Source organism: Streptomyces sp. MMG1533, assembly GCF_001279775.1.
Classification (GTDB): domain Bacteria; phylum Actinomycetota; class Actinomycetes; order Streptomycetales; family Streptomycetaceae; genus Streptomyces.
Genome location: NZ_LGDG01000209.1, coordinates 1 through 202 on the forward strand (window position 1 = coordinate 1; position 202 = coordinate 202).

Below are 202 nucleotides of genomic sequence, written 5' to 3' on the forward strand. Positions count from 1 at the left end.
CGACGCCGTCACCACCGGCAACGTCGTCACCTACCAGGCGGAGGACGGCACCCTCACCGGCACCGCGGCCGCCGACACCACCTACACCCAGGCCAACGGCGGCGTCGTCACCGGCATCGGCAACGGAACCGCCAACTCCCTCACCCTCAACGTCAACGCGCCCACGGCCGGCACCTACGCCATGACCATGCGCTACGCCAAC

1 protein-coding gene is annotated in these 202 nt (G+C 70.3%); it reads left to right on the forward strand.

The features are described 5' to 3' along the window. Window positions 1-202: CBM35 domain-containing protein (locus ADK57_RS19875; protein WP_159050105.1), on the forward strand; the 202-nt coding region annotated here is incomplete at both ends.